Origin of the sequence: Microbacterium sp. F2E, from assembly GCF_020905435.1 — a bacterium.
GTDB classification, from domain to species: Bacteria; Actinomycetota; Actinomycetes; order Actinomycetales; family Microbacteriaceae; genus Microbacterium; species Microbacterium lacticum.
This window is the reverse complement of sequence record NZ_JAJJIB010000001.1, coordinates 44,773-64,892: the sequence shown is the minus strand read 5'-3', so window position 1 is coordinate 64,892 and position 20,120 is coordinate 44,773. Positions and strand designations below refer to the sequence as shown.

General features: G+C 71.1%; 20 protein-coding genes, 1 tRNA gene and 1 pseudogene. 15 read left to right on the top strand and 7 right to left on the bottom strand.

The features are described from left to right. Window positions 1-4: 4 nt before the first annotated feature. Window positions 5-754 carry a phosphoglyceromutase gene (locus tag LOK55_RS00290; protein ID WP_229933759.1) on the top strand — a complete coding sequence of 250 codons (750 nt, stop codon included), beginning with the start codon at window positions 5-7 and terminating at the stop codon, window positions 752-754. Window positions 755-837: 83 nt separating this feature from the next. Here LOK55_RS00290 and phoU read toward each other — a convergent pair whose 3' ends face one another. Further along, the gene (gene phoU / locus LOK55_RS00285; protein ID WP_229933758.1) at window positions 838-1,521 is read right to left on the bottom strand and encodes a phosphate signaling complex protein PhoU; all 684 of its coding nucleotides are present in this window, start codon (window positions 1,519-1,521) and stop codon (window positions 838-840) included. A 200-nt stretch (window positions 1,522-1,721) separates the two neighbouring features. On the opposite strand from phoU, the gene LOK55_RS00280 reads away from it, so the two are divergent. After that, the gene (locus LOK55_RS00280) at window positions 1,722-2,948 is read left to right on the top strand and encodes a cell wall metabolism sensor histidine kinase WalK (protein ID WP_229933757.1); all 1,227 of its coding nucleotides are present in this window, start codon (window positions 1,722-1,724) and stop codon (window positions 2,946-2,948) included. Continuing rightward, entirely contained in the window at window positions 2,945-3,628 is a 684-nt protein-coding gene (locus LOK55_RS00275) for a response regulator transcription factor (RefSeq protein ID WP_229933756.1), read from the top strand. The genes LOK55_RS00280 and LOK55_RS00275 overlap by 4 nt, the downstream gene beginning before the upstream one ends. A 12-nt stretch (window positions 3,629-3,640) precedes the next feature. Here the strand turns inward: LOK55_RS00275 and LOK55_RS00270 are convergent, their stop codons facing one another. Beyond that, window positions 3,641-4,108 carry a DNA modification methylase gene (locus LOK55_RS00270; RefSeq protein ID WP_229933755.1) on the bottom strand — a complete coding sequence of 156 codons (468 nt, stop codon included), beginning with the start codon at window positions 4,106-4,108 and terminating at the stop codon, window positions 3,641-3,643. Window positions 4,109-4,293: 185 nt separating this feature from the next. Here LOK55_RS00270 and LOK55_RS00265 point away from each other — a divergent pair, with 185 nt between their 5' ends. Further along, window positions 4,294-4,776, top strand: a complete 483-nt coding sequence (locus LOK55_RS00265) for a CarD family transcriptional regulator (RefSeq protein ID WP_141380483.1) — start codon at window positions 4,294-4,296, stop codon at window positions 4,774-4,776. A 48-nt stretch (window positions 4,777-4,824) separates the two neighbouring features. Next, window positions 4,825-6,045 (top strand): 2-C-methyl-D-erythritol 4-phosphate cytidylyltransferase, encoded by a 1,221-nt coding sequence (ispD, locus tag LOK55_RS00260; RefSeq protein WP_229933754.1) that lies wholly within the window; start codon window positions 4,825-4,827, stop codon window positions 6,043-6,045. A gap of 389 nt (window positions 6,046-6,434) precedes the next feature. Here the strand turns inward: ispD and LOK55_RS00255 are convergent, their stop codons facing one another. Then, window positions 6,435-7,397, bottom strand: a complete 963-nt coding sequence (locus LOK55_RS00255) for a DMT family transporter (RefSeq protein ID WP_229933753.1) — start codon at window positions 7,395-7,397, stop codon at window positions 6,435-6,437. 47 nt (window positions 7,398-7,444) lie between these two features. Between LOK55_RS00255 and cysS the strand changes: the two genes are divergently transcribed. The 3 genes from cysS (at window position 7,445) to LOK55_RS00240 (ending at window position 10,557) form a co-directional block, all read left to right on the top strand. Further along, window positions 7,445-8,848 (top strand): cysteine--tRNA ligase, encoded by a 1,404-nt coding sequence (gene cysS / locus LOK55_RS00250; RefSeq protein WP_196323838.1) that lies wholly within the window; start codon window positions 7,445-7,447, stop codon window positions 8,846-8,848. Then, window positions 8,841-9,833 carry a 23S rRNA (guanosine(2251)-2'-O)-methyltransferase RlmB gene (rlmB, locus tag LOK55_RS00245; RefSeq protein ID WP_196323837.1) on the top strand — a complete coding sequence of 331 codons (993 nt, stop codon included), beginning with the start codon at window positions 8,841-8,843 and terminating at the stop codon, window positions 9,831-9,833. The genes cysS and rlmB overlap by 8 nt, the downstream gene beginning before the upstream one ends. An 85-nt stretch (window positions 9,834-9,918) precedes the next feature. Next, on the top strand, window positions 9,919-10,557 hold the full coding sequence (locus tag LOK55_RS00240) for an NAD(P)-dependent oxidoreductase (protein ID WP_196323836.1): 639 nt from the start codon (window positions 9,919-9,921) through the stop codon (window positions 10,555-10,557). A gap of 31 nt (window positions 10,558-10,588) precedes the next feature. Here LOK55_RS00240 and LOK55_RS00235 read toward each other — a convergent pair whose 3' ends face one another. Both LOK55_RS00235 and LOK55_RS00230 read right to left on the bottom strand, forming a co-directional pair. Further along, window positions 10,589-11,896, bottom strand: a complete 1,308-nt coding sequence (locus LOK55_RS00235; protein WP_229933752.1) for a DUF4032 domain-containing protein — start codon at window positions 11,894-11,896, stop codon at window positions 10,589-10,591. A gap of 87 nt (window positions 11,897-11,983) precedes the next feature. Then, complete coding sequence (locus LOK55_RS00230; protein ID WP_141380476.1) at window positions 11,984-13,084, bottom strand: ABC transporter ATP-binding protein; 1,101 nt, start codon at window positions 13,082-13,084, stop codon at window positions 11,984-11,986. 242 nt (window positions 13,085-13,326) lie between these two features. On the opposite strand from LOK55_RS00230, the gene LOK55_RS00225 reads away from it, so the two are divergent. The 3 genes from LOK55_RS00225 (at window position 13,327) to LOK55_RS00215 (ending at window position 15,585) form a co-directional block, all read left to right on the top strand. After that, window positions 13,327-14,340: a thioredoxin domain-containing protein gene (locus LOK55_RS00225; protein ID WP_229933751.1), complete on the top strand. Its 1,014-nt coding sequence runs from the start codon at window positions 13,327-13,329 to the stop codon at window positions 14,338-14,340. Window positions 14,341-14,389: 49 nt separating this feature from the next. Next, a tRNA-Thr gene (locus LOK55_RS00220) sits at window positions 14,390-14,462 on the top strand. 187 nt (window positions 14,463-14,649) lie between these two features. Then, entirely contained in the window at window positions 14,650-15,585 is a 936-nt protein-coding gene (locus LOK55_RS00215; RefSeq protein WP_229933750.1) for a DMT family transporter, read from the top strand. Window positions 15,586-15,885: 300 nt separating this feature from the next. On the opposite strand, the pseudogene LOK55_RS00210 reads toward LOK55_RS00215, so the two are convergent. Together LOK55_RS00210 and msrB are read right to left on the bottom strand one after the other, a co-directional pair. Then, window positions 15,886-16,434: pseudogene (locus tag LOK55_RS00210) on the bottom strand (nitroreductase family protein); the annotation flags it as partial. Continuing rightward, on the bottom strand, window positions 16,431-16,832 hold the full coding sequence (gene msrB / locus LOK55_RS00205; RefSeq protein ID WP_196323801.1) for a peptide-methionine (R)-S-oxide reductase MsrB: 402 nt from the start codon (window positions 16,830-16,832) through the stop codon (window positions 16,431-16,433). The pseudogene LOK55_RS00210 and the gene msrB, both read right to left, overlap by 4 nt. A gap of 141 nt (window positions 16,833-16,973) precedes the next feature. On the opposite strand from msrB, the gene LOK55_RS00200 reads away from it, so the two are divergent. From LOK55_RS00200 to groL, 4 genes are all read left to right on the top strand, one after another. After that, complete coding sequence (locus LOK55_RS00200; protein ID WP_141380472.1) at window positions 16,974-17,282, top strand: DUF3263 domain-containing protein; 309 nt, start codon at window positions 16,974-16,976, stop codon at window positions 17,280-17,282. A gap of 9 nt (window positions 17,283-17,291) precedes the next feature. Beyond that, window positions 17,292-17,888 (top strand): LytR C-terminal domain-containing protein, encoded by a 597-nt coding sequence (locus LOK55_RS00195; protein ID WP_229933749.1) that lies wholly within the window; start codon window positions 17,292-17,294, stop codon window positions 17,886-17,888. A gap of 172 nt (window positions 17,889-18,060) precedes the next feature. Continuing rightward, window positions 18,061-18,264 (top strand): cold-shock protein, encoded by a 204-nt coding sequence (locus LOK55_RS00190; protein WP_141380470.1) that lies wholly within the window; start codon window positions 18,061-18,063, stop codon window positions 18,262-18,264. A gap of 147 nt (window positions 18,265-18,411) precedes the next feature. Further along, entirely contained in the window at window positions 18,412-20,031 is a 1,620-nt protein-coding gene (gene groL, locus LOK55_RS00185) for a chaperonin GroEL (protein WP_229933748.1), read from the top strand. The last annotated feature ends 89 nt before the right edge of the window (window positions 20,032-20,120 follow it).

The window sequence follows — 20,120 nt, the reverse complement described above, 5'->3', positions numbered from 1 at the left end:
GAGCATGACCGCTCCCTACACGCTGATCCTCCTCCGCCACGGGCAGAGCGAGTGGAACAAGACGAACCAGTTCACGGGCTGGGTCGATGTGCGCCTCACCGAGCAGGGGCGCGGCGAGGCCGCCCGCGGCGGCGAGCTGCTGAAAGAGTCGGGCATCCTGCCCGACGTGCTGCACACGTCGGTGCTCAGCCGTGCGATCCAGACGGCGAACATCGCCCTCGACACCGCCGACCGGCTGTGGATCCCGGTGAAGCGCTCGTGGCGCCTCAACGAGCGCCACTACGGCGCCCTGCAGGGCAAGGACAAGGCTGAGACCCTCGAGGAGTTCGGTAACGAGCAGTTCATGCTGTGGCGCCGCTCGTTCGATGTGCCGCCGCCGCCGCTGGACGACGACTCCCCGTACAGCCAGATCCACGACCCGCGCTATGCCGACATCGACGGCGAGGTGCCCCGCACCGAGTCGCTGAAGATGGTCATCGACCGCCTGCTGCCGTACTGGGAGGCGGAGATCAAGCCCGACCTCGCGAGCGGCAAGACCGTGCTCGTCACGGCGCACGGCAACTCGCTGCGCGGCCTCGTGAAGCACCTCGACAAGATCAGCGACGCCGACATCGCCGAGCTGAACATCCCCACGGGCATCCCGCTCGTCTACACGCTCGACGAGAACTTCGAGCCCATCGAGCCCGCCCGCTACCTCGACCCCGCGGCCGCGGCCGCGGGAGCCGCCGCCGTGGCGAACCAGGGCAAGCACTGACCCGAGCGGTCGCAGCCGAGAAGAGGGGATGCCACGTGGCATCCCCTCTTCTGCGTTCGCGTCGCGCTCCGGGCGCGTCGTGATCAGTCGAGCAGCTCGCCGCTCGCGGCGATGGTGTTGGTGTCGGGCGTCCAGTCGCCGGTGGCGAGGTAGGCGACCTTCTTGGCGACCGAGACGGCGTGGTCGGCGAAGCGCTCCAGGTAGCGGCTCGCGAGCGTCGCGTCGACGGTCGCCGCCGCCTCGCCTTGCCAGTTGTCGCTGAGCACCTTCTCGAAGACGGCCAGGTGGCGGTCGTCGAGCTGGTCGTCGAGGTTGCGGAGCGTCTCGACGAGCGCGAGGTCTTCCGTGCGCAGTAGCTCGGTGAGGGTGCGCGCCACCTCGACGTCGAGCTCGCCCATCTGCGTGAAGGTGTTCTTCAGGCCCTTCGGGATCGCCCGCTCGGGGAAGCGCATGCGGGTCAGCTGCGCGATGTGCTCCGCGATGTCGCCCATGCGCTCGAGCGACGCGCTCACGCGCAGCGCCGCGACGACGATGCGGAGGTCGCGCGCGACGGGCTGCTGGCGCGCCAGGATCTGGATCGCCAGCTCGTCGAGGGCGATCGCCTTGTCGTCGATCACCTGGTCGGCTTCGATGACCTCTTCGGCCAGCGCCACGTCGCTCGTACTGAACGCGCGGGTCGCCTTGTCGATGGCGACCGTCACGAGTTCGCCGATCTCGACCAGGCGGGCCCGCACGTCCTCCAGCGACTGGTGGAAAACTTCGCGCATCTTCGGTCTCTCCTCGAGGGGTTGGGGCGGCACGGATGCCGGGGTGCGTGACCTCTGGTCACGGCCCGCGCCGATCCTCCCGCCGAAGTTAACCAGCGAAGGTTAACGAACGGTGCCGGTGCGGTGAACAGTGCTGCGACGCGCCGTCGGCGGGGCGGTCCGCGTCGGATGCCGCCTTCCGCCCACCCTACGCTGGGGGCATGGACTCGACGCAGCTGGCGATCGTCGCCCTGGCCGTCGGTGCGGTCATCGGCGGCGGGCTCGCCGCCCTGGTGCTGTTGGCGCTGCGCACCCGCGACCGGGCGCGCGTCGAAGCGTCGCTCGAACTGCCCGACGGCACGCGGGCCGTGCTCCAGGGGATGGACGAGGCGGCCGTGGTGGTCGACGCGTCGCTGCAGGTCGTCGCCGCCTCGGCGCCCGCGGAGCTGTTCGACATGCACGAGGGCTCCTCGTTGCCGGGCGAAGAGCTGCGCGCCGTCGTGCGCGCCGCGCGCCGCGCCGCACGCCCCGAGAGCGCGACCCTGCGGCTGCGCCGCGGCGTCGAGCAGCGCCTCGTCACCGCGCGGGCGAGCGTCATCACGCCGCGCCTCACCCTCATCGTCATCCGCGACATCACCGAGCACGAGCGGGTCGAGCAGATGCGGCGCGACTTCGTCTCCAACACGAGCCACGAGCTGAAGACCCCGGTGGGCGCCATCACCCTCCTCGCCGAGGCCATCGACTCGGCCGCCGACGACCCCGACCAGGTGCGGCGATTCGCGGCGCGGCTGAGCGCGGAGGCATCCCGGCTCGGCCAGCTCACCTCGCGCATCATGAACCTGTCGCGCCTGCAGTCGGCCGACGACCTGACGGAGCTGCGCGACGTGTCGGTCGACGAGGTCGTCGCGGCGGCCATCGAGTCGCAGTCGATAGCCGCCGACGCCGCCGGCATCGCGATCGTGCGGGGCGGGGCGCGGGGCGCGTACGTGCGCGGCGACGTGCAGGTGCTCACCGAGGCGATCGGCAACCTCGTGGCCAACGCGGTCGCGTACTCCCCGCCGGGCGCGCAGGTGGGCGTCGGCGTGAAGGCCGACGACCGCGTCGTCGAGATCGCCGTCACCGACCGCGGCATCGGCATCCCCGAGGGCGACCAGGAGCGGGTGTTCGAGCGGTTCTACCGCGCCGATCAGGCGCGCTCGCGCCGCACCGGGGGCACCGGGCTCGGCCTGTCGATCGTGAAGCACGCGGTGCAGCGGCACGGCGGCGAAGTCGAGCTGTGGTCGCGGCCCGGGCGCGGCTCGACGTTCACGGTGCGGCTGAGCGTCGTCGAGCCGCCCGAGAACACGCTCGTCAAGGGCAGTCGGCGCACCAAGCCGAAGAAGCAGAAGAACAAGAGCAAGCCCAGGGCGGCCCGCGATGTCGCGCCGACGAAAGGAGACCCGTCATGACCCGCGTCCTGATCGTCGAGGATGAGCCGGATCTCGCCGACCCGCTCGCCTACCTGCTGCAGCGGGAGGGCTTCGAGGTCGAGATCGCGGAGGACGGACCCGCCGCCCTCGACGCCTTCGCCTCGCGCGGCACCGACATCGTGCTGCTCGACCTGATGCTCCCCGGCATGCCGGGCACCGAGGTGTGCCGCGTCATTCGCACGACCGCGAAGACGCCGATCATCATGCTGACGGCGAAGGACTCGGAGGTCGACATCGTCGTCGGGCTCGAGCTCGGCGCCGACGACTACGTCACGAAGCCCTACTCGTCGCGCGAGCTGCTCGCCCGCATGCGCGCGGTGCTGCGCCGTGCGGCGGTGCAGGAGGTCGACGTCGACGACCGCATCGTCGACGGCGGCCGCGTGGTGATCGACATCGACCGGCACACCGTCTCGGTCGACGGGGCGGTCATCGCCATGCCGCTGAAGGAATTCGAGCTGCTCGAGGTGCTGATGCGCAACGCGGGCCGGGTGCTCACGCGCGGCCAGCTGATCGATCGGGTGTGGGGCAGCGACTACTTCGGCGACACGAAGACGCTCGACGTGCACATCAAGCGCATCCGCTCGCGCATCGAGCAGAATCCGTCGGAGCCCGTGATGCTCCTCACCGTGCGAGGCCTCGGGTACCGCTTCGAGGCCTGAGCCGGCGGCGGGTCAGCTCTTCGGAACGAAGTCGGCAAGGTACTCCAGCGTGCCGTCGAGCACGGGCACGGCCTGTTGCACGCCTTCGCCGTCGCCCGACTGGAACGTCACGTCGACGTCGGCGCCCGCGGGGGTGTCGAGACCCTCGAACAGCAGCGGCTCGGCGTCGTCGAACCCGAGGCTCACGCTCGAGTGCGCGGGCACCCGCACGCTCTTGTTGGCGCCGTCGACGCCGACGAGCAGCGTCTCCGCCGCGTCGGTGTCGTTGATGATCGCGGCGAGGAAGTTGGCGTTCTCGCCCGACTCGTCGGCGACGAAGAGGGCGTTGCGCACCTTCAGGGGGCCCGACGCGGGCACGTTCACGCCGTCGGCGGGGGAGTAGGGGATGGTCGTCGCCTGGGGCGAGATCATGGCGCAGCCGGTCACGCCCAGCAGGACGGCGGCGGCGAGGGCGACGGGCGCGAGGCGGCGCGTGTTCACGGGTCCTCCAGGTGACGATGCGGGGCACCCGCCGCGAGCGGCGGTGCGTCACCATTCTAGGGTGCGCCCGCGCCGCCCGTCGGCCCGCGGCCGGGGCCGCAGGCGGGTCGCGCGAGGCGCCAGCTGGCGAACCTTAGCGTATGTCGGCTGTGGTATCCTTGAGGTTGCCGAAAGGACATAACTGCATGCTTTTTGAGGTTGGCGAGACGGTCGTCTATCCGCATCACGGCGCCGCGACGATCATCGAGGTCAAAGACCGGATCATCAAGGGCGAGACCAAGAAGTACCTGAAGCTGAATGTCACGCAGGGAGACCTCATCATCGAGGTCCCGGCGGACAACGTCGATCTGGTCGGCGTTCGCGACGTGATCGGCAAGGACGGGCTCGAGCGCGTCTTCGACGTGCTGCGCGCCGCCTTCACCGAGGAGCCCACGAACTGGTCGCGCCGGTACAAGGCGAACCTCGAGAAGCTCGCGTCGGGCGATGTCATCAAGGTCTCCGAAGTCGTGCGCGACCTGTGGCGCCGTGACCAGGACCGCGGCCTGTCGGCCGGAGAGAAGCGGATGCTCGCCAAGGCGCGTCAGATCCTCATCTCCGAGATCGCGCTGGCGCTGAAGGCCGACGAGGAGCACGCCGGCGGCGTGCTCGACGAGGTTCTCGCGAGCTGACCTTCTCCCGCGCCTCGCTCGTCCCGCGCCCTCGCTAGGGTCGAGGGCATGAGCAGCAGCGATATCGTCCCCGTTCCGCGCGTCGCCGTCATCGTGGTGGCCGCCGGGTCGGGGGAGCGCCTGGGCGCGGGTGTGCCGAAGGCGTTCGTCGGTCTCGACGAGCATACGGTGCTCCATCACGCGCTCGTCGCGGTGTTCGCCGCGCCGCTCGCGCAGGTGATCGTCGTCGCCCCGCCGAGCCGCGTCGGCGACGCGCTGACCGAGGCGCGCGAGGTCGCGGGTGACCGTCACGACCTCGTGAGCGTGGTGCCCGGCGGTCCGACCCGTCAGCAGTCGGTCGCGGCGGGCCTGCACGCCGTCTGGGCCGACGTCGATGTCGTGCTCGTGCACGACGCCGCACGCGCCCTGACGCCGCCTGCCGTGTTCGAGCGGGTGATCGACGCCGTCCGCGACGGCCACGACGCGGTGCTGCCGGTGCTCCCCGTCGTCGACACGATCAAGCGCGTCGACGAGGGCGCCGTGGTCGAGGCGGTCGACCGGTCGGCGCTCGCCGCCGCGCAGACGCCGCAGGGGTTCCGCAGGACGGTGCTCGACGAGGCGTACGCCGAGGCATCCGCCGACCACACCGACGACGCCGCGCTGGTGCAGGCGGCGGGCGGAGCGGTCTGGACGGTCGCCGGCGACGAGCGCGGCTTCAAGATCACGACCCCCGGCGATCTCGACCGTGCGCGCGCGCTGCTGCGGTCCGAGGCAGACGCCGAACCGGGTGCGGGTGCCGCTCCGGGCGGAGCCGCGATGACTGTTCCGCGGGTCGGCATCGGCACCGACGTGCACGCGTTCGGCGGTGACGACGCGCTCTGGCTGGCCGGGCTGGAGTGGCCGGGGGAGCAGGGGCTCCGGGGGCACTCCGACGGAGACGCCGTCGCGCACGCGATCGTGGACGCGGTGCTCTCCGCCGCCGGGCTCGGCGACATCGGCACGCACTTCGGCACCGACCGGCCCGAATACGCCGGCGCGCACGCCAAGGCGTTCCTCGCCCGCGTGCGCCGCCTCGTCGAGGAGGCGGGATTCTCGATCAGCAACGTCTCGGTGCAGGTGCAAGCGCGCCGCCCGCGGCTGTCCGCCCGGCGGACGGAGGCGGAGACGGTGCTCTCCGCGGCCCTCGGAGCGCCGGTGTCGCTGTCGGCGACGACGACCGACGGGCTCGGTTTCACGGGCACGGGGGAGGGCGTCGCGGCGTACGCCGCCGCGCTCGTCGTGCCGCGCTGACGGCTCAGACGTCCCGTGTCATGAAGGTGGAGAGCGGATCGGGCGCGTAGCCCTCGAACGGCCGGCACGGGGCGAACCCCTCGCTCGCGTAAGCGCACGGGCCGAGATGAAGGCATCCGCCGATCCCGTCTCGAGCCAGAGGCTCCGGATGCCGCGCTCCCGGGCCTGCGCGACGATGTGCCGCAGCTGCGCGCCCGGCACCGGTGCCGCGAAAGCGGTCGTCGACGCGCATCGACTTTCGGGGCGGGTGCGTGGCATCCACCCCTCGCCGTCGTGCGCAACTGCAAGGGATTGAGGTCGACACGCCGCGTGCGCAGGGTGCTGCTCGGCGTGTCGCACACGATCCCTTGCAGTTGGGGTGGGGCAGGCGGGATGGATGCGGGGAGAGCTCAGCCCTCCACTGCGTACGGGGCCGGGTCGTCCGCCGCGCCGGACGGGCGTGACGCGCTCCGCCCCCGCGAGCCGCGGGCGCCGCGGGCGAGGAGCGCGAGGCCCGCCGCGAGCACGACGAGCCCGGCGACGGCGGTCGGGGAGAGGCGCTCTCCGAGCACCGTCAGGCCCAGCAGCGCGGCCGTCAGCGGCTCGGCGAGGGTGAGGGTCGCGGCGGTCGCCGCCGACACGCCCTGCAGCCCCCAGGTGAACAGCACGTAGGCGACGGCGATCGTCGCAAGGCCGAGCCACAGCACGAGAGCGAGACCGCGCGGCTGCCCCGCCCACGACACGTCGACGAACGGCAGTGCGAGCGCACTGACGGCGGCGGCCGCCGCGCCCATGGCGCCGACGATGGTGAAGGCGTCCCATCCGGCATCCAGCAGGCGGCGCTGCACGTTCGCGATGATCGCGAAAGACGCTCCGGCTCCGACCGCGCCGGCGACCCCGATCGGGTCGGTGCCGCCCGATCCGGCCGATCCGCCGAAGCCGAGCAGCACGACGCCGACGGTCGCGAGCGCGGTGGCGCCCATCCACCGGGCCGAGGGGAGCCGTCGGGTGGGCGCCCACTCGATCAGCCCCGCCAGCACCGGCGCCGATCCGAGCGCGATCACGGTGCTCACGGCGACGCCGTTGCGCGCGGTGCCGAGGAAGAACAGCGGCTGGTAGACGGCGAGGCACACACCCGACAGCAGCATCAGCAGCGCCGAACGGATGCCGAGGCGAGGGCGGATGGCGTCCGGTGCCCGGCGGCGGCTGAGGGCCGCGAGCGAGAACGCGATCACGGCGAGGGCGGTGCCCCCGATCACCATGCGCATCACCCCGACCGCCAGCGGTGTCGTGCCCTCCGGCCCGAGCGCCTGCGCGGTGCCGGTCGTGCCGAACAGCACGGCGGCGGCGAGGATGGCGATCACGTGCAGCACAGCACTGTTCTACCGTAGGCGGCGAGGCCCGCCGGTAGGCTGGTCGGGTGACGGTCAGGTTCTACGACACCCAGGCGCAGGCGCTGCGCGACTTCGCGCCGCTCGACCCGGCGAACGTCACCATGTACGTCTGCGGGCCGACGGTGCAGTCGGGCCCCGGCATCCATCACCTGCGCGCCGCGCTCGCCTTCGACCTGCTGCGGCGGTGGCTCGTGCGACGGTACGGACGGGTCACGTTCGTGCGCAACGTGACCGACATCGACGACAAGGTGCTGGCGAACGGGTCGGCGACCGAGCCGTGGTGGGCGCTCGCCTACCGCATGGAGCGGGAGTTCACGGCGGCGTATTCCGCGATCGGCATCCTTCCGCCGACCTACGAGCCGCGGGCGACCGCGTCGATCCCGCAGATGCAGGAGCTCATCCAGACCCTCATCGACCGCGGTCACGCCTACGCCGCGGGCGGCGACGTCTACTTCGACGTGCGTTCGTGGCCCGCCTACGGCGCGCTCACTCACCAGAGCATCGACGCGATGGAGCCCGCCGCCGATGCGCCGGAGAGCGCCAAACGCGACCCGCACGACTTCGCGCTGTGGAAGGCCGCGAAGCCCGACGAGCCGGTGGATGCCACGTGGAACTCGCCCTGGGGTCCGGGACGGCCCGGCTGGCACATCGAGTGCTCGGCGATGAGCCGGCGCTACCTGGGGCCGCAGTTCGACATCCACGGCGGCGGGATCGACCTGCGCTTTCCGCACCACGAGAACGAGCTGGCGCAGTCGACGGCGGCGGGCGACCCGTTCGCGCGGTACTGGCTGCACAACGGGCTCGTGACGGTCGGCGACCAGAAGATGTCGAAGTCGCTCGGCAACTTCCTGCTCGCCCACGACGTGCTCGCCGAGAACGATCCGCTCGTCGTGCGCTACGCGCTCGCCGCGGCGCACTATCGGTCATCGCTCGAGATCACCCCGTCGACCTTCACCGAGGCCGAGGCGGCGCTCGGGCGCATCCGCTCGTTCCAGCAGCGCGCGACGCGCGTGCTCGGCACGGCGCTGCCGCTCGTCGCCGCCGACCTGCCGCAGGCGTTCGCCGACGCCCTCGACGACGATCTCGGGGTGCCGCAGGCGCTCGCCGTGGTGCACGAGACGGTGCGTGCGGGCAACGCCGCCCTCGACGCGGGCGACCGCGACGCGGCGGCGCGCGCGCTCGTCGAGGTGGGCCGGATGACGGGCATCCTCGGCCTCAACCCCGCCGACCCGCAGTGGCAGGGGAGCGCCGACGACGCCGAGGCGCGGGCCCTCGACGTGCTCGTGCAAGAACTGATCTCCCAGCGCGCCGAGGCGCGCGCGGGCAAGGACTGGGCGGCTGCCGACCGCATCCGCGACGCGATCGCGGATGCCGGCATCGTCCTCGAAGACGGTCCCGACGGGACCCATTGGAGTGTGAACCGTGGCTAAGCCGGGCAACCCCTCAGCGGGCAAGGGCAAGAAGAAGGGCCCCACGAAGGGCACCGGCGGCAACGGCCGTCGTGCCCTCGAGGGTCGGGGGCCGACGCCGAAGGCCGAAGACCGGGCGTGGCACCCGGCCGGCAAGCGCAAGGCGGCCGCCGAGCGCTACGCCGCCGCCGGCGGCAAGGGAAAGCCCGGGCAGCGCCCGGCGGGCTCGCGCGCGCCGAAGGCGAAGTCGGGCGACGACACCGAGAACGTGACGGGGCGCAACTCCGTGCTCGAAGCGCTCCGCGCGAAGATCCCCGCGACGGCGTTCTACATCGCCCAGCGCGTCGAGATGGACGACCGCGTGAAGGAGATGCTGTCGATCGCGACGCAGCGCGGCATCCCGGTGATGGAGGTCACCCGCCCCGAGCTCGACCGCATGGCGGGCTTCGACGGCGTGCACCAGGGCGTCGCCCTCAAGGTGCCCCCGTACGAGTACGCGCACCCGCAGGACCTCCTCGAGGAGATCGTCGACCGCGGCCAGACGCCGCTACTGGTGGCCCTCGACGGGGTCACCGATCCGCGGAACCTCGGGGCCATCATCCGGTCGACGGCCGCCTTCGGCGGTCAGGGGCTCATCATCCCGCAGCGCCGCTCCGCCGGGGTGAACTCCGCCGCCTGGAAGACGAGCGCGGGCGCCGCCGCCCGCATCCCCGTCGCGATGGCGCCGAACCTCACGACGACGCTGAAGGAGCTCAAGAAGCAGGGCGTGTTCGTCCTCGGGCTCGACGGCGGCGGCGAGATCTCGCTCCCGGCGCTCGAGCTTGCCGACCGTCCCGTCGTGATCGTCGTCGGCTCGGAGGGCAAGGGTCTGTCGCGCCTCGTCACCGAGACGTGCGACCAGATCGTCTCGATCCCGATCTCGTCGGCGACCGAGTCGCTCAACGCGGGCATCGCGGCCTCGGTCGCGCTCTACCAGGTCGCCTCCATCCGCGCCGCGAGCGAGTGATCCGCGCCGCGGGCGGATGATCCCTGCGCGGGAATAGCCCCGCGCGCACCGGACTTCTCACCGGAGAACCCACGAAAGGATGTCCATGTCGAACATCGCTGTCATCGGTGGCACCGGCTACGCCGGCCGTCACATCGTCGCCGAGGCCGCCGGCCGCGGCCACACCGTGCTCTCCGTCGCGCGCAAGGTCGCGGGCGCGCGCGTGCCCGGCGTGACCTACGTCGAGGGAACGCTGCTCGACGTGCCGAGCCTGCTCGCCGAACTGCAGGGCGTGGATGCCGTGGTGGTCGCCGTCGCCCCGCGCGGCGACATGGAGGGCCTCGTGCGCCCGAACATCGAGGCGCTCGCCTCGACGCTGCCGGAGAGCGTGCGCCTCGGCGTCGTCGGCGGCGCCGGCGGCAGCCTCGTCGCCCCGGGGGGTCCGCGCCTGGTCGACAGCGGCTTCCCCGAGGAGTTCAAGGCCGAGGCCCTCGAGATGATCGGCGTGCTCGACGACCTCCAGGCGGAGCAGTCCGACCGCGACTGGTTCTTCATCCACCCTGCCGGCGGTTTCGGCGGCTTCAACCCCGGTGAGCGTCACGGCACCTACCGCGACGGCGGCGACGTGCTCGTCGTCGACGAGAACGGGGACTCGTTCATCTCGGGTGAGGACTTCGCGATCGCCGTCGTCGACGAGATCGAGAACCCGAAGCACTCCCGCGGCCGCTTCACGGTCGGATACTGAGCGTCCGCGAGGGGCTTCGGCCCCTCGCGCCTCAGACGAGGTCACGCCAGTCGACGTCTTCGGCGTCGTCGTCGAGCGTGCCGATCGGTGCGGTGACGACCGGGATCGACATGGTCTCGGTGGGCGGGCCCATCACGGTCGCCTCGTCGCGGCGGTGGCGCAGCACCGTGTCGATGTACGACGAGAGCACCTCGGCGATGGGCACCGACTGACCGCGCGCCTGCGACATGTACCAGCGGTGCTCGAGCACCTGGTGGAACACCTCGGCGGGCTCGAGCTTGCTGCGCAGATCCCACGGGATCGCCTTGATCACGGGCTCGAACACGCGGGTGAGCCACTCGTGGGCGACCATCTCCTCGTCGGAGCCGAGACGTGAGACGCGGGCGCGGAACTCGTCCATGTCGTTGAGCAGGCGCCGGGCCTGGTTCTCCTCGACATCGAGTCCCGTCAGGCGCAGCAGACGCCGCTGATGGTGCCCGGCATCCACCACCTTCGGCTGGATGGAGACCCGGGTGCCGTCGGCGGTCTGCTCGATCGACATCTCGTCGATGTCGAAGCCGAGGTCGTTGAGGCGCTGCACGCGTTCGGTGATGTGCCAGGCCTCGCCCGCGGGGAACGTCTCCTGGTCGGTGAGCGCGGCCCAGAGCGAGTGGTACGACGACACGATGCCGTCGGCGATGGCCACGGCATCCACACCGCCCTCGAGCCGGCCACCGGCTTCGAGGTCCATGATCTCGCCGGCGATGTTGGTGCGCGCGACGTCGAGGTCGTGCTCGCGCTGACCGCGCGTGAGGCCACCCTCGTGCAGCTCGCCGGTCTCGGCGTCGACGAGGTACGCGGCGAAGGCGCCCGCGTCGCGGCGGAAGAGCGTGTTCGACAGCGACACGTCGCCCCAGAAGAAGCCGACGGTGTGCAGGCGCACGAGGAGCGCCGCGAGCGCGTCGACGAGACGGCCCGCGGTGTGCGGGCGGAGGGTCTGCGTGAACAGTGCGCGGTAGGGGAGCGAGAACTTCAGGTGCGCGGTCACGAGCGCCGCGGGCAGCGGTTCGCCCTTGGGGGTGCGGCGCCCGTCGATGACGGCGACCCGGCTGACGCACGGGACGTCAAGGCGGGCGAGCATGCCCAGCATCTCGTATTCGCGGCGCGCCATCTCGCCGGTCGTCTCTTTGACCGCGACGACCCGGCCCGAGAGGTTGGCGAAGCGCACGAGGTGGCGGGAGAGGCCCTTGGGCAGCGAGACGATGTGGTCGCTGCGCCACTCGTCGAGCGGGGTCGACCAGGGGAGGGCCAGGAGCCCCGCGTCGATGCTGCTGGCGGTGATGCTGAGGGAGTCGACCACGGGTGCTCGGCTTTCGTCAGGATGCGGCGCGGCGCGGGTGCTCTTGCGAGTCACCCGCGCCGCTTCAGGGTTCGATCAGTCCGTCGATCAGGCGGAGGCGATCGCCTTCTTGGTGAGGCGCTCGCCCGACTCGATGTCGAACGCGTGCACGTGGTGCGGCACCGGGGCCAGCACGACGGTCTCACCCGCGTTGGGGTGGCTGCGGCCGTCGACGCGCGCGACGATGTCGGTGCGCTTGCCGTTGATCTCGGTGTGGCCGTACAGGTAGCCGTCGGCGCCGAGCTCCTCGACGAGGTCGACCGTCACCGAGAGGCCCTGGCCGTCGGCCGGGTTCACGACGATGTCCTCCGGACGCACACCGGCGATGACCTGCGTGGCGTTGGTGGGCTTGTCGATGTCGGCGTCGACGACGGCGCTGCCGAACTGGATGCCGCCGGCCGAGGCCAGGTCGACCGGGAACAGGTTCATCGCGGGCGAGCCGATGAAGCCGGCGACGAACACGTTGTTCGGCTTCTCGTAAAGGTCGCGCGGGGTGCCGACCTGCTGCAGGATGCCGTCCTTGAGCACCGCGATGCGGTCACCCATCGTGAGGGCCTCGGTCTGGTCGTGCGTGACGTAGACCGTGGTGACGCCGAGGCGGCGCTGCAGCGAGGCGATCTGGGTGCGGGTCTGCACGCGCAGCTTCGCGTCGAGGTTCGACAGCGGCTCGTCCATGAGGAACACCTGCGGCTGGCGGACGATGGCGCGACCCATCGCGACGCGCTGACGCTGACCACCCGAGAGGGCCTTGGGCTTGCGCGTCAGGTACTCCTCGAGGTCGAGGAGCTTGGCCGCCTCGAGCACGCGCTGCGCGCGCTCTTCCTTGCCGACGCCGGCGATCTTCAGGGCGAAGCCCATGTTCTCGGCGACCGTCATGTGCGGGTAGAGCGCGTAGTTCTGGAAGACCATCGCGATGTCGCGGTCTTTCGGCGGGATGTCGGTGACGTCGCGGTCGCCGATGAGGATGCGGCCCGAGTTGACCTCTTCGAGGCCGGCGAGCATGCGCAGCGACGTGGACTTTCCGCAGCCGGACGGGCCGACGAGGACCAGGAACTCGCCGTCGGCGACCTCGAGGTTCAGCTTGTCGACCGCGGGGCGCGTGCCGCCCGGGTAGAGACGGGTGGCGTTGTCGAACGTGACGGATGCCATGGTTTTCTTCTCCTTCACCGGCAGGTACGTGCCGGACGATCCGTAGTGATGGAATGAGCGGGGGCTGGCCCGCACACCCGACATTGGGTGCACCTCCCAGTATCGCACGCGGCGGCTCACGGGCGTGCATCTGGGCATTTCCCAGGGTGGGGTTCTAGCATCGGGAGGGTCGCCGTCCCCGGGGCGATGCGCGCTCCGACCAGAGGCCGCCGCGCACCCGCACAGTCTTTCCGAGAGGTTCCATGTCCAGCGACGACTCCACGAATGCGCCGTCCACGGGCGACTCCGCGTCGAGCGAGGTCACGTCGACGGGCTCGACGCCCGCCCCTGTGGGTAGCCGTGAGGCGGTGCGCGAGAAGGCGCAGCAGGTGCACGTGCGTCAGTCGCGGGCTCGGCTCGTGCGCCGGGCCGCCTGGATATCCGCCGCGGTCGTCGTCGTCGCCGCCGCCGCCGTGGTCGTCGGCGTGACCGTGGGCGGGGCGGCGAGCAAGCCGCAGCTCTCACCTGACCGTGCCGATCAGGACGGCTTCGTCGTCACGTCCATCTCGAGCGCGAGCTCGAGTACCGGCAGCGTCGGATCACCGGGCGCCGCCGCGACGCCGACCCCGACGGAGGGGGAGCTGACGCCGTCGCCGACCGTCACGGCATCCACCGCCGCACCGGTGCAGATCCACGTCTACGTCGACTACCTGTCGCCGTCGGCGCGCGAGTGGCAGCTGGCCAACGAGCCGCAGCTGTCGTCGTGGGTCGCCGAGGGCGCCGCGACGCTCATCTACCACCCGGTGACGATGCTCACCGCGAAGTCGAACGGCACGAAGTACTCGCTGCGCGCGGCGAGCGCGGCGGCGTGCGTCGCGACGTATGCCCCGGCATCGTTCTTCCAGTTCAACAGCGACCTGCTCAAGCGTCAGCCGGCGGTCGACTCCGACGGGTTCTCCGACAAGGACCTCGCCGACATCGCCTCCGCCAACGGCACCGGCGACGAGCCGAAGAAGCTGCGGGAGTGCATCGAGACCGAGATGTATGCCTCGTGGGCGAAGGCCGCCACCGAGCGCGCCGTCGCCGGCATCGACGGCACCGACGGCCTGTCGCTGACCGGCAACGCCATGGTCATCGTCAACGGCGAGGCCTACCAGGGCGAGATGACCGACCCCGCGGAGTTCTCGCAGTTCGTGCTCACGAGCGCCAGCGGCAAGAGCGCGAAGAACGCGACGCCGACGCCGACACCGACCCCGACTCCTTCGGCCACGCCGTAACTCGGCGCGGCGGCGCACCATGCGCCGCACCGTAGACTGAGGGGGCCTCGCCGGCTTGGCGCAATGGGTAGCGCACCTGTCTTGTAAACAGGGGGTTGCAGGTTCAAGTCCTGTAGCCGGCACCGTCTCCTTGTTATCTCCGGCGATGCGCGCGGCGCGGGCGCCGGTCGCCGCGTAGCCTCGGTGTCGTGGACGAGCCGCACCCTTCGACCGAACCCGAGACCATCACCGAAGCGATCTGCATCCTCGGGTACGACTGATCGCGCCCGCACGGAGCGCTGAGCCGCCGCGGGGTTAGGGTGGGTCTTCGTGACCTCTCCCGCCCCTGCACGCCTCCCGGCCGGGGTGGCGCTGACCGGTGCGGTCATCGTCGGCGTCCTGACGGCCCTCCAAGCGCGCATCAACGGCCAGCTCGGGCTGCGGCTGGGTGACGGTTTCGTCGCCGCCGCGATCTCGTTCGGCTCGGGGCTCGTCCTCCTCATCGTCCTGTCCGCGATCCTCCCCGCGGGCCGCCGCGGGTTCGGCCGACTCCGCGCCGGCATCCGAGACCGCACGATCCCGTGGTGGATGCTCGCCGGCGGCGTCGGCGGGGCGTTCACCGTGGCCACGCAGGGTCTCGCCGTCGCGGTCATCGGGGTGTCGCTGTTCACCGTCGGCGTCGTCGCCGGACAGACGATCTCGGGGCTCGTCCTCGACCGCGCCGGCTACGGACCCGCCGGCGTCGTGGCGATCACGGTGCCGCGCCTGATCGGCGGGTTGCTCGCCCTCATCGCCGTCGGCGTCTCCCTGCAGGACGGCGTGCTCGAACAGGTGCCGTGGTGGATGCTGGTCATGCCGGTCATCGCCGGCGTCGGCATCGCGTGGCAGCAGGCCACCAACGGACGGCTGCGCCAGCGCGTCGGCACGCCCCTCACGGCGACCCTCGTCAACTTCATCGGCGGCACGACGATGCTCGTCATCGCCGCCGCCGTGCACGTGGCCCTCGTCGGCGCGCCGGCCGCGTTCCCCGTCGAGCCGTGGCTGTATCTCGGCGGCGTCATCGGGGTGACCTACATCTTCATGTCGGCGGCCCTCGTCGTGCACACCGGCGTGCTGCTGCTCGGCCTCGGAACCGTCGCCGGGCAGCTCGTGACTGCCTTTGCGCTCGACGCGGTCTGGCCCGCCGCCGCCTCACCCGGGTGGACGACGGAACTGCTCATGGTCGTCATCGCCGGCGCCCGGCGCGCTGAGCCCGCTGCGTGCTGAACCTCAGCCGTCGACCGCGTCGGGCTCCGCCGCCGCGGCCCGCACCCGTGCGCGCTCCGCCTTCACGGCGCGCTTCTCGGCGTGACGGGCGGCCTTCCGCGCCTTGGCGTCGGCGTGACGTGCCTTCTTCTCGGCCTTCGCCGCCTTCTGTGCCCAGTCGACCGGCTGCTGCGCCTTCGCGGCCTTCTTCGCCTGCTTCTTGTCCGCGCGGCGCTGCGCGTCGGCCGCCTTCTGCGCCGCCGCGTGCGCCTGATCGGCCGCGCGCGAGGCGACGAGCTCGTCGGGCAGCGTCGTGACGCCGGGCATCCGTGTCAGATGCGCGCGCGCATCGATGGCCTTCCGGTGGCCCGGCTTCGCACCATCGGGCTTGCCGCCGACGTACAGCCACCCGAGCAGCTCCTCGTCAGGTCCGAGTCCGTGCGCGGCCGCCACCGCCGCTGTGCGGGTGTATCCGCCGGTGCGCCAGATGACCCCCCAGCCGGCCTCGTCGAGCAGCAGGCTCAGCGCGTGCGCGACCCCTGAGGCGACCGCCTCCTGCTCCCAGCGCGGCACCTTGTCGCTCTTCTTGTAACTCGCCACGATCGCGAGGAGGAGCGGCGCGCGCAGCGGTTTCGTCGAGGGCTTGCGGTCACCGGATGCCTCGCCGATCGCCGCGCCCAGCACGAGCCGGTCGTCGCCGCGCAGCTCGATCACCCGCCACGGCCGGAGCGACGAGTGGTCGGCGACGCGACCCGCGGCGGAGAGCAGGGTGACCAGCTCGGCGCGCGTGGGGGAGGCATCCGTCACCTTCGACCACGACCGCCGGGCCCGCACCGCCTCGAGCGCGGGCCGCGGGGACTGGTCGCTCATCCTTCGGGGGTGAACGAGAGCGACAGCGAGTTCATGCAGTAGCGGTCGCCGGTGGGTGTGCCGAACCCGTCGGGGAAGACGTGGCCCAGGTGCGAACCGCAGTTCGCGCAGCGCACCTCGGTGCGCACCATGCCGTGACTGCGGTCTTCGATCAGCTCGACCGCCTCGGGCCGCACCGACTCGTAGAAGCTCGGCCAGCCGCAGTGCGAGTCGAACTTGGTGCCCGACTTGAACAGCTCCGCCCCGCACGCCGCGCACGTGTAGAGCCCGGCGCGGCTCTCGTCGAGCAGTTCGCCCGTCCAGGCGCGCTCGGTGCCGGCCTGCCGCAGCACCGCGTACTGCTCCGGGCTGAGCTCTGCCCTCCACTGCTCGTCGGTCTTGTTCACCTCGTATGCCATGACACGTCCCTTCGTCTGCTCTATTCAACCGGAAGGCACGGTGTTGTGTTCCGTTCGATGCGGTGAACGGATGCCTCGGCGATGCGGATCCGTACGAGTGGCGATCCCGGCATCCGGCGCACACGCGCGTAACCTCGAATCGTGCCCCTCTCCGACCGCGATCGCAGCCTGCTCGACTTCGAGGCGCGCTGGAACGGGCACGGCGCGGCGAAGGAGGAGGCGATCCGCCGCGAGCTCGCGTTGTCGCCGGCGCGCTACTACCAGCTGCTCGAGCGGGTCATCGACGAACAGGATGCCGCGGCGCACGACGCCCTGCTCGTCCACCGCCTGCGGCGCCTGCGCGACGAGCGGGCCCGCGAGCGCGCGCGCCGGTCGGCCGTGCCGCACGCGGCGACGGCGCCGGGCCTCGGCAGCGCGGGCGGAGCCGTTCGCACAGGCACGGCCCGGTAGCATTCTCTGGTGCCCAAGACCTCGCCGACGAAGGACCGCTTCGACGACCTTCCCGCCGACCGTGGCCGCGTCGGAGCCCACCGCGCCGAGAACCCCCGCATCCGTGGCGGTCTCGTGCTGCTCTGGTCGGTGATCGCGACCGTCGTGCTCGTGGCGCTCGGCGTGTTCGGCACGATGCTCGCGACCGGCCGCATCTCGCTCGCGCCTTCGCCCGAGCCGACGGTGAGCGTCGTCTCGACCGCCGAACCGGTGATCGACACCTCCTTCTCGGTGCTCGTGCTCAACGCGACGCCGCAGAGCGGCCTCGCCGCCGCGACGCGCGACACGGTGATCGCGGCGGGGTGGCCGGCCGACTCCGTCATCGACAGCGACGCCGCCACCGACGACTTCCCCGAGACGACGATCTACTACGCCTTCCCGCAGGACGAGGGCGCCGCGCGCGGTCTCGCGCAGGCGATCGGCGGCGCCGTCGTGCAGCTCAGCGACGCCTATCAGCCGGCCGACGACCCCGACACCGCCGACGTCGACGAGAGCGCCGCGAAGCAGCTCGTCATCGTCCTGGGTCTCGACCGCACCGATGCCGGCCAGCCCGCCGCAACCCCCTGAACGCCGGGCGGCGAGAGGTCCGGGAACCCGCGACGGGCGGGTCTGCCTGAGGGTGTGTTTCGCGCGTGTGAACTCTTCGGTGCGCGCGTGTCAACAATTGCCGAGGCGGCGCTTCAGAGGCATCCGCGCTGGTTAGTCTGGCGAAGTCCCACCGCAACATCAGGAGTTCGACATGGCACACGGCACCGTCAAGTGGTTCAACGCCGAAAAGGGGTTCGGCTTCATCACCGTCGACGACGGTCAGGATGTCTTCGTGCACTACTCCAACATCGACATGTCCGGTTTCCGGGTGCTCGAAGAAGGTCAGGCCGTCGAGTTCACCGTCGGCGCCGGGCAGAAGGGCCCCCAGGCCGAATCGGTGCGCGTCGTCGCCTGAACCCGCCGCTTCGGTCGCCCCGCGGCGGCGGCCCGGTCATCCCTCCGACCGGCTTGCACTCGTCATGCCCGAGTGCCAGAATGAGTTAGCACTCCATCATCGTGAGTGCTAAGACTCATCCTCACGTCCGGGAGGGACGACACACTTATGGCAAAGATCATCGCTTTCGACGAGGAGGCCCGCCGCGGCCTCGAGCGCGGCCTGAACATCCTGGCCGACGCCGTCAAGGTGACCCTCGGCCCGCGTGGCCGCAACGTCGTGCTCGAGAAGAAGTGGGGCGCCCCCACGATCACGAACGACGGCGTCTCGATCGCCAAGGAGATCGAGCTCGACGAGCCGTTCGAGAAGATCGGCGCCGAGCTTGTCAAGGAGGTCGCCAAGAAGACCGACGACGTCGCCGGTGACGGCACCACCACCGCGACGGTGCTGGCTCAGGCGCTCGTGCGCGAGGGCCTGCGCAACGTCGCCGCCGGCTCCGACCCCATCTCGCTGAAGAAGGGCATCGAGAAGGCCGTCAAGGCCATCTCCGACGAGCTGCTCGCCTCGGCCAAGGAGGTCGAGACGAAGGAGGAGATCGCCGCCACGGCATCCATCTCCGCCGCAGACCCCGAGATCGGCGAGCTGATCGCCGAGGCGATCGACAAGGTCGGCAAGGAGGGCGTGGTCACCGTCGAGGAGTCCAACACCTTCGGCACCGAGCTCGAGCTCACCGAGGGCATGCGCTTCGACAAGGGCTACATCAACCCTTACTTCGTCACCGACCCGGAGCGTCAGGAAGCGGTCTTCGAAGACCCGTACATCCTCATCGCGAACCAGAAGATCTCGAACATCAAGGACCTTCTGCCGATCGTCGACAAGGTGATCCAGGAGGGCAAGGAGCTCGTCATCATCGCCGAGGACGTCGAAGGCGAAGCCCTCGCGACCCTGGTGCTGAACAAGATCCGCGGCATCTTCAAGTCGGTCGCCGTCAAGGCCCCCGGCTTCGGCGACCGTCGCAAGGCGCAGCTGCAGGACATCGCGATCCTCACCGGCGGCCAGGTCATCACCGAAGAGGTCGGCCTCAAGCTCGAGAACGCCACGACCGACCTGCTCGGCAAGGCGCGCAAGGTCATCGTCACCAAGGACGAGACCACGATCATCGAGGGTGCCGGCGACCCCGCGCAGATCGAGGGTCGCGTGACCCAGATCAAGCGCGAGATCGAGAACACCGACAGCGACTACGACCGTGAGAAGCTGCAGGAGCGCCTCGCCAAGCTCGCCGGCGGCGTCGCCGTCATCAAGGCGGGCGCGGCCACCGAGGTCGAGCTGAAGGAGCGCAAGCACCGCATCGAGGACGCCGTCCGCAACGCGAAGGCGGCCGTCGGGGAGGGCATCGTCCCCGGTGGTGGCGTCGCGCTCATCCAGTCGGGCCAGAAGGTCTTCGGCACGCTCGAGCTCTCGGGCGACGAGGCGACCGGCGCGAACATCGTCAAGGTCGCCATCGAGGCGCCGCTCAAGCAGATCGCCCTCAACGCCGGTCTCGAGCCGGGCGTCGTCGCGAACAAGGTGGCCGACCTCCCCGCCGGCCAGGGCCTGAACGCCGCGACCGGTGAGTACGTCGACATGTTCGCCGCGGGCATCATCGACCCGGCGAAGGTCACCCGCTCGGCGCTGCAGAACGCCGCGTCGATCGCGGGCCTGTTCCTCACGACCGAGGCGGTCGTCGCGGACAAGCCCGAGAAGGCTCCGCTGCCGGCCGGTGACCCCACCGGCGGCATGGACTTCTGAGTCTGACGCGTCATCTCTGACGGAAGGGCCCCTCTTCGGAGGGGCCCTTTCGCGTGCCCGGTGGGGTGCGGGCGGGCCGGGATGCGGGG